The sequence below is a fragment of the Mucilaginibacter arboris genome (assembly GCF_009754915.1).
In the GTDB taxonomy this organism is placed as follows: domain Bacteria; phylum Bacteroidota; class Bacteroidia; order Sphingobacteriales; family Sphingobacteriaceae; genus Mucilaginibacter_A; species Mucilaginibacter_A arboris.
Genome location: NZ_WPIK01000018.1, coordinates 66570 through 74035, shown reverse-complemented (window position 1 = coordinate 74035; position 7466 = coordinate 66570). Strand labels below are relative to the sequence as shown.

At 39.2% G+C, this 7466-nt stretch carries 7 protein-coding genes; 5 read left to right on the top strand and 2 right to left on the bottom strand.

All coding sequences use genetic code 11. From position 1 onward, the window contains the following. Window positions 1-34 precede the first annotated feature (34 nt). Both GO621_RS16615 and GO621_RS16610 read right to left on the bottom strand, forming a co-directional pair. Window positions 35-538 (bottom strand): DUF4760 domain-containing protein, encoded by a 504-nt coding sequence (locus tag GO621_RS16615; protein WP_157569100.1) that lies wholly within the window; start codon window positions 536-538, stop codon window positions 35-37. A 263-nt stretch (window positions 539-801) separates the two neighbouring features. After that, window positions 802-1158 carry an SPW repeat domain-containing protein gene (locus GO621_RS16610; RefSeq protein WP_198170292.1) on the bottom strand — a complete coding sequence of 119 codons (357 nt, stop codon included), beginning with the start codon at window positions 1156-1158 and terminating at the stop codon, window positions 802-804. Between the two features lie 235 nt (window positions 1159-1393). Between GO621_RS16610 and GO621_RS16605 the strand changes: the two genes are divergently transcribed. The 5 genes from GO621_RS16605 to GO621_RS16585 all read left to right on the top strand — a co-directional run bounded on the left by GO621_RS16605 (window position 1394) and on the right by GO621_RS16585 (window position 7351). Then, the gene (locus tag GO621_RS16605; RefSeq protein ID WP_157569095.1) at window positions 1394-2377 is read left to right on the top strand and encodes an alpha/beta fold hydrolase; all 984 of its coding nucleotides are present in this window, start codon (window positions 1394-1396) and stop codon (window positions 2375-2377) included. Window positions 2378-2519: 142 nt separating this feature from the next. Beyond that, window positions 2520-3476 carry a thioredoxin-disulfide reductase gene (gene trxB, locus GO621_RS16600; protein WP_157569093.1) on the top strand — a complete coding sequence of 319 codons (957 nt, stop codon included), beginning with the start codon at window positions 2520-2522 and terminating at the stop codon, window positions 3474-3476. Between the two features lie 33 nt (window positions 3477-3509). Continuing rightward, entirely contained in the window at window positions 3510-4109 is a 600-nt protein-coding gene (locus tag GO621_RS16595; protein ID WP_157569091.1) for a DUF4230 domain-containing protein, read from the top strand. A 75-nt stretch (window positions 4110-4184) separates the two neighbouring features. After that, on the top strand, window positions 4185-6482 hold the full coding sequence (locus GO621_RS16590) for a family 20 glycosylhydrolase (RefSeq protein WP_157569089.1): 2298 nt from the start codon (window positions 4185-4187) through the stop codon (window positions 6480-6482). 5 nt (window positions 6483-6487) lie between these two features. Continuing rightward, window positions 6488-7351, top strand: a complete 864-nt coding sequence (locus tag GO621_RS16585; RefSeq protein WP_157569087.1) for a hypothetical protein — start codon at window positions 6488-6490, stop codon at window positions 7349-7351. The last annotated feature ends 115 nt before the right edge of the window (window positions 7352-7466 follow it).

Below are 7466 nucleotides of genomic sequence, written 5' to 3'. Positions count from 1 at the left end.
TAAGAAAACTACCAAAAGTTAAATATAATCGAGATCATTCTAACTTTCGCTCAAAAAATGGTTTTCTGGGTGCTTTTGCCATTCTTTCGTCGAGCCTTTCTGCAAGCCATTGAAAGTATTCTCCCAAAAATGGGTCGGGAGCGGTTTTACGAACATCCTCAAACATCAGCTTGTATTTTTCCCAGCTTGTAATTACATAAGAACCAAGCGTTTTATCAACCAGATCAATATCTATCAATTTCTCTGCTACTTGTAAACCCACCGATTCCATAATCTGTGCAAAATGAATCAGATTAACTTGCTCTTTGGCAGGCAGCAGTTGCATTTCCGCCCGTGTTGCAGGCATTGCTATATTATTGATGAAATACATTAGCTGACAAAACTCGTGTGTTTGAAAATTGCGCATTGTTTCCAACGTAAAGCGTTCTTTCCTGTCTTGCGCTGCGGCTCTGGTTTGTGCAATGCCAAAAATCAGGGCTGCAATAAAAGAAAGCGTAAGCGCAATATTAGCAATGAGGGTAATTAATTCGCTGTTCATTAAGTTAAAATTACTAATATTACCAAGATATATTGTTTAAGATATGTCTTAAAATAATTATAAGGCTTGTACCTACTTGATTGATTGTAATTTGTTGCTTGTGCTTTGCTCATCACCACTGGTCGGGATTTTGTAACCCGATCTTTGAACTTTGGATTTCCTAATCCAACATAAACTTTTATCCTATAAAAACAGCATCAACAAAAAAGGCCGCCTTTTTACAGGCAGCCTTTCCATCAATTAATCGCTTACAATTAGCGCACTTACATTTCCTCCGCCTTTGTCAATATACTTGCAACAACACTCGTTAATCCAATTGCCAGAAAAGCATTCCGGGCTTTTTTATTTTGAGAAAAATTAAAAAGCCACGGAGCGCCAAGTGTAAAAATACCTGCGGTAAAATCTGTAATTAAATGTGCTTTAAAAGGGATCAATTTAAACAATCCCCATTCGGCGCGGGTAAACAAAGTATAAGTTAAGGTTCCGCAACCAATGATTCTGCAAAGCAATTTCGCTTTTTCTTCTTCCTCAAAACCAGCTAATTCTGGCAAAACGGCTGCAAGGGCAGCATAAGCATAATCGGCACCACCATGCATTTTTCTGGAAATTGGTTTTTTCATCATATGATCTGATTAAATATCTTTTTAAAGATTTTACCTGATAAAAGAAGCATTGCTGTTTAATGTTGATGCTTCTTTTATGCCTGTTTTTATGTTATTAGCTGTAGTATCAACAGTTAAATAAATTTCAGGTTTTTATTTTATTATTAACTTGTTTGCTAATTTAAGCCTGTCATTTTTCAAATTAATTCTGCTGTAAGTGTTGCATTGACTTCAGATTTTTAAACCAGGTAAGATGAATAAGTTAAAAACATCCTTAAAATACTCCACACTGCTGTTAATCACGGCGTTTGGCCGCTTTCCGGTGTCGTGGCTGCTTTCTAAAAAAAGGGGCAAAAGCTTAAAATGGAAATCGCCCGACGAGCATTGCTGGGTAAAGTGTGCCAGCGGCAACGAGTTTTATGTGGAGTTTGACGGGCCGGTAAAAGCGCAGCCTTTTGTTTTGGTGCATGGGTTAAATGCCAACCGCAAGCAGTGGTATTACCAGCGCAAGTATTTTAACAAAGCTTACCGCCTGGTTTTTATTGACCTTCCGGGACATGGAGGTTCTGCTGTTGCGAAGGATTTATCTATGCAAACCCTCGCAACAGATTTACAAAGTGTTTTGGAATTTTTAAAGATCGATCAACCCATAATTTACGGGCATAGCTGGGGAAGTTCTGTTTTATTGCAGTATTGCCTGCAACCCGGCTTGGGTATAAATGCTAAAGCGGTTGTTTTACACGGAGGTTCTTATACCAATCCCTTAAAAACCGTTCAGTTTTCGACGGTTTTGAAAGCTTTGGAAAAGCCGGTAATTGTTCCGCTGCTAAAACTGGTAAAAAAGGCAGCACCGGTTTTTGATATTTTAGGCCGGACGAATTTTACCAGCGGAACCTCAAGCTTTTTTGCCCGTTTCTTATTTTTTACCGGTAAACAAAGTGCCATGCAGTTAAGATATGCAGCCAGGCTTGCACCTGATAATAAAACGAAAGCAGTAACAGAAGCTTTAATGCAATTTATGAAATTAGACCTGACAGCCCAATTAAAAACCATCCAAATCCCAACTTTGGTAATTGCCGGTGTTTACGACCGGTTAAATGTATTAAAATGTGGTTTGTTTATCCATCAGCAAATTGCAGAATCGAAACTTGTTGTTTTAAAGGCAGGCCACCAAAGTATGATCGAAAAACATGGTAAACTAAACAAAGCCCTCGGTTCTTTTATCAAAAGCTTATAGCTTGTTTTTCATATTTTATGGCAACTTGTTCCGTTTTGTTCGGTCATGCTTCTTTTATCGCCTTAAAATTAACTTGGTCTGACATTTGCCTTCAACCAATTGTGCAACCGAAAATGTATTTTTGCATAAACTCGAAAACAACATGTCTCAAGATACCGAACACGTACAATGTTTAATTATAGGTTCCGGCCCCGCCGGTTATACGGCTGCTATTTATGCTGCCCGTGCTGATTTAAAACCAGTTTTATATACCGGAATGTTAGCTGGAGGACAGCTTACACAAACAACAGAAGTAGAAAACTTTCCGGGCTATCCGAATGGCGTTCAGGGGCCGGAAATGATGGAGCAATTCCAGAAACAGGCAGAACGTTTTGGTACAGATATTCGTTTTGGTTACGTGAGTTCGGTTGATTTTTCCAGTTTGCCGCATAAGGTTGTAGTGGATGAAGTAAAAACTATTTTTGCTGATACCGTCATCATTTCTACCGGTGCTTCTGCCAAATGGCTGGGATTGGAATCCGAGCAAAAGTATAATGGTTTCGGCGTTTCTGCCTGCGCTGTTTGCGATGGTTTCTTTTTCAAAAATCAGGATGTAGCGATTGTTGGCGCAGGAGATACAGCCGCAGAAGAAGCAACGTACTTGGCAAAATTATGCCGCAAAGTGTATATGATTGTACGCAGAAGTGAATTTCGGGCATCAAAAGCAATGGTAAGCCGTGTACAAAACACTCACAATATTGAAATTCTTTACAGTACAGAAACACAGGAAATTGTTGGCGACGGACAAAGTGTAACCGGTGTACGCGTAAAAAACAATCAAACCAACGAAGAACAAACGCTGCCTGTTACCGGCTTTTTTGTAGCTATCGGCCATCATCCAAACACAGATATTTTTAAAGGCTGGATTGATACTGACGAAGTAGGTTATATCCTAACCAAACCTGGTACAACCCAAACCAATATCGAAGGTGTTTTTGCCTGCGGCGATGCGCAGGACAAGGTTTTCCGCCAGGCGGTAACGGCAGCGGGAACAGGTTGTATGGCCGCGCTGGAAGCTGAACGTTACCTGGCTGCGAAAGAAAGTTTGGTAGAAGGATAATTACTGATGCTTCTTTTACCACATTAAAATCTCATGACAAATAATTCTTTCGCTTTTGCCCGGGTTTTCAGGTATTTAATCTTTTTGATTATTGTATTTGGGCTTTTTGCCGCCGCTTATTATTACCTTAAAAACAACTTTTTCGTTTCCCGCAAGGAAATGCGGGAAGATGTAATGGTACAAAAAATTACTTCGATGGGTAATTTGGAGCTGGTAAAATATTCGATGAAAGATGTGATTGAGCAAAAAGAAGTACGTGCGATTTTACCTGACAAGCGGATTTTATTTGTTGCCGTTGGCGAAGTAACCGGCTGTATAGATTTAACTAAAGTTCAGAAAAAAGACATTGTTAAAGTTGGGGAAGATTCTGTTACGGTAACTTTACCACAGCCGCAAATTTGTTATGTTAAATTAGATCATCAGAAATCCAAAGTTTATGATGTTTCCGGTACCTGGTTTTCAACCGATACCAAAGACCTGGTAGAAGGGATTTATAAAATTGCCGAACAGCGTTTGTTAAAAAACGCTTCGGATATGCAGCTCCTGCAAAAAACAAAGCAAAATGCTTTGCTGATCTTTAAGCCATTGCTCGAAAATATTTCGGGCAAAAAGGTAGGTGTAATATTCAGGTAACAACCTCATTTATAAACACGTATTCTTATTTGGCTAAATAATGTTATCGTTTTAATTTCTGATCCTGTTTACTAAATGATTGTTAAATATTCCTGGTGTTTTATTCTTGTATTTTTTGCCTTTACTAACTGTTTTTCGCAAAATGCTGACCCTAATTCCGGTTTAATTCCAGCCCCGTTTTCCATCAAAAAAAATCCGGGTAAATTTTTCCTGCATAAAAGAAGCATCATACAAACTGATTTAAAAGATAACAAGGCCGTTTTCTTTTTGTCTTCTTACCTGCAGCAGTTCAAAAATATAAATGATACTTTACGCAACGATACGGCTGCTTCTGTAATTGTTTTAACAAATATCGGGGCAGATACTTTGCCCGATGAAGGTTACCGTTTAAGCATCACCCCAAAACGAATTACCGTAACTGGCCGTGATGCAGGTTTGTTTTATGGTGTTCAATCGTTAATTCAATTGCTTGCAGATACCAAAACACAGGTTACTTCAACCCTGAATTGTATGGCTATTGAAGACCATCCGCGTTTTAAATACCGTGGGGTGCACCTGGATGTTTCCCGTCATTTTTTTCCTGCTTCTTTTATCAAAGAATATATTGATTTGCTTGCTGCTTATAAAATCAACACTTTTCACTGGCATTTAACCGATGACCAAGGCTGGCGCATCGAGATTAAAAAATATCCAAGATTAACCGAAATTGGAAGTATGCGTGCGCAAACCTTAATCGGCAATTACCACGACCGGATGCCGCAGCAGTTCGATCATACGCCTTATGGCGGTTTTTATACGCAGGACGAAATTAAAGATATTGTTAAATACGCTGCTGATCGTTACATCACCATTATTCCCGAAATAGAAATGCCCGGCCATTCTTTGGCTGCGCTTGCTGCTTATCCTGAATTAAGTTGTAATCCCAAAAGAACTTATAAAGTGGCCGAAACCTGGGGTGTTTTTGACGATGTTTATTGTCCATCAGAATACACTTTTAACTTTCTGGAAGATGTGCTGACGGAAGTGATGCAATTGTTTCCCGGAAAATACATTCACATCGGCGGAGATGAAGTGCCTAAAAGTATCTGGCATAATTCTGCTTTTTGCCAGCATTTAATTAAAAAGTTAAAGCTGAAAAACGAACACGGTTTACAAAGTTATTTCATAGAAAGGATTGAAAAGTTTTTGAATGATAAGGGCCGTAGTATTATTGGCTGGGATGAAATTCTGCAAGGCGGGCTGGCGCCAAATGCAACCGTAATGAGCTGGCGCGGAGAAGCAGGCGGAATTGCTGCTGCACAGCAAAACCATAACGTGATCATGACTTCGCAAAACTCTGGTTTGTATTTTGATAAAGCGCAGGGAAAATCAGATCAGGAACCACTTTCTATCGGCGGTTACGCGCCTTTGCAGCAAACTTATGCTTATAACCCTGTTCCGCAGGTTTTAACAGCCGAACAACAAACTTACATTATTGGTGTTCAGGCTAATTTATGGACGGAATATATTGGTACAACAGCAAAAGTAGAGTACATGCTATTGCCAAGAATGCTGGCACTTTCTGAAATTGCCTGGACACCATTGGCCAATAAAAATTATAAAGATTTTTCTGAAACCCGTTTGCCCCGGCATTTAAACCGCCTGGATGCTTCCTGTATCAATTACCGCGTTCCGGAACCAATAGGTATAAGGGATTCTTTTATGATTGGGCCAAATATGAGTTACCAATTAAAACCTTCTGTAACTGATGCCCGCATTTATTATACCATTGATGATTATTTGCCTCGTGAAACGGATTTACTTTATACAGCGCCTATCAACATTAATCTCGAGAAAAACCAGACCAGGACGCTGCAAACTGTAGAAATTACACCTTGCGGAAAAAGAAGCGTAGTAAGCAAAGTAGTTTTGTATAACCGCGAGCCTTTTGCTGCTTTAAATGTGCAGCCTGCTAATCCGGGTTTAAAATACAAAGCACTTAGCGGAAGTTTTACCGCTGCTGCTCAATTGGATGATGCGCCTGTTATTGATACCGGTACAATCAAAAGCATCAACGTTTCGGCGTTTAAAAAAAATAACCGGGTTTTTGGTGTAATTTATCAGGGTAATATTCGTATAGACCAGGACGGAAATTACAATTTAGGCTTAACTTCTGACGATGGTTCGCAGTTGTATTTAGATAATGAGCTGGTGGTTGATAACGACGGAAAGCACGCGCTTTTTCAGAAAAGCAGTTTAGTTCCGCTTTTAAAAGGCTTTCATCAAATTAAAATCAAATATTTTGATGCCGGCGCTACCAGTACGTTAAGAGTTTACTTAAATTTAGCAGGGAAACCACAAACAGAACTTCCGCCCGATATTTTATTCAATTAACAACTATGATTTTTTTAGGTGATAAAAGAAGCATCTCCCTGCAATTAACAGCTTTATGGTTAATAATAATTTTTGCAGCTTGTAATTCTACAGATCATAAACCTGCTGTCCAACATCAGATTTTACAAGCAAAACCTGCTTTAACGCCGCCATTTCGGTTTCATAAAACCATTGAAGTTTCTCCGGGAAAGAGTTTTGATGTTTTTAGCTGGGGAAGAGGTTCAACCGAAACTGGTTCTTTTTTGATCTTGGAATCAGACTCAGCAGCAGCAAAATACACTACAACTACCGGTGATTTAGACGGAACGATTACCGACGTTTATAACACGGACATGGACATGGACGGTAACCCGGAGATCCTGGTCCAGGCAAAATCTAAAGATTCTACCAAATACACACAGATTTATGCTTTTGAGTATAAAGACAATAAAGCACAGAAACTGGATTTTCCTAAACTTACCTCTTCGCAAAAAAAAGGTTACCGCGGCCAGGATAATTTTTATATCAAAGAAGGAGTTTTAATGCGTGAGTTTCCGTTGTTTGATGGAAACGGAAAAGATGCAAAGTTAACGGCAGACAAGCGTGTACTGGAATATGGCATCCGTAGCAATAATTTTACGGTAAAAACAGTATCACAGGAAGATGAAAATAAAAAATCAGCTACTGCTGCAACCGATACTGCAAAAAAAACACCGGTAAAAGAAGCACCGGTTGCTTCAAAAAAGGCTTCAACAAAAACTTCAGAAAAAAAGGCCCCGCAAAAGAAGCATCATCATGTTGAAGAACACCGCCACCACTCAAGTAAAAAAACATCGCATAAAAGAAGCAGTAGCCATTCCAGCAAAAAGCATCGGAGGCATAGAAGATAAAATTTTTTTGATGAAAATAACTTTGAATTAGAAAAATTCGGACATTATTTAAAGGACACGCCCTAACCCCTCTCAAGAGGGGAAGCTGTGTTTGCTACTTTTCTATCTGTTACTT

Coding starts and splice junctions, on each gene's coding strand:
- trxB (WP_157569093.1), top strand. CDS start 2,520: ATGTCTCAAGATACCGAACACGTACAATGTTTAATTATAGGTTCCGGC.
- GO621_RS16590 (WP_157569089.1), top strand. CDS start 4,185: ATGATTGTTAAATATTCCTGGTGTTTTATTCTTGTATTTTTTGCCTTT.
- GO621_RS16595 (WP_157569091.1), top strand. CDS start 3,510: ATGACAAATAATTCTTTCGCTTTTGCCCGGGTTTTCAGGTATTTAATC.
- GO621_RS16615 (WP_157569100.1), bottom strand. CDS start 538: ATGAACAGCGAATTAATTACCCTCATTGCTAATATTGCGCTTACGCTT.
- GO621_RS16610 (WP_198170292.1), bottom strand. CDS start 1,158: ATGAAAAAACCAATTTCCAGAAAAATGCATGGTGGTGCCGATTATGCT.
- GO621_RS16605 (WP_157569095.1), top strand. CDS start 1,394: ATGAATAAGTTAAAAACATCCTTAAAATACTCCACACTGCTGTTAATC.
- GO621_RS16585 (WP_157569087.1), top strand. CDS start 6,488: ATGATTTTTTTAGGTGATAAAAGAAGCATCTCCCTGCAATTAACAGCT.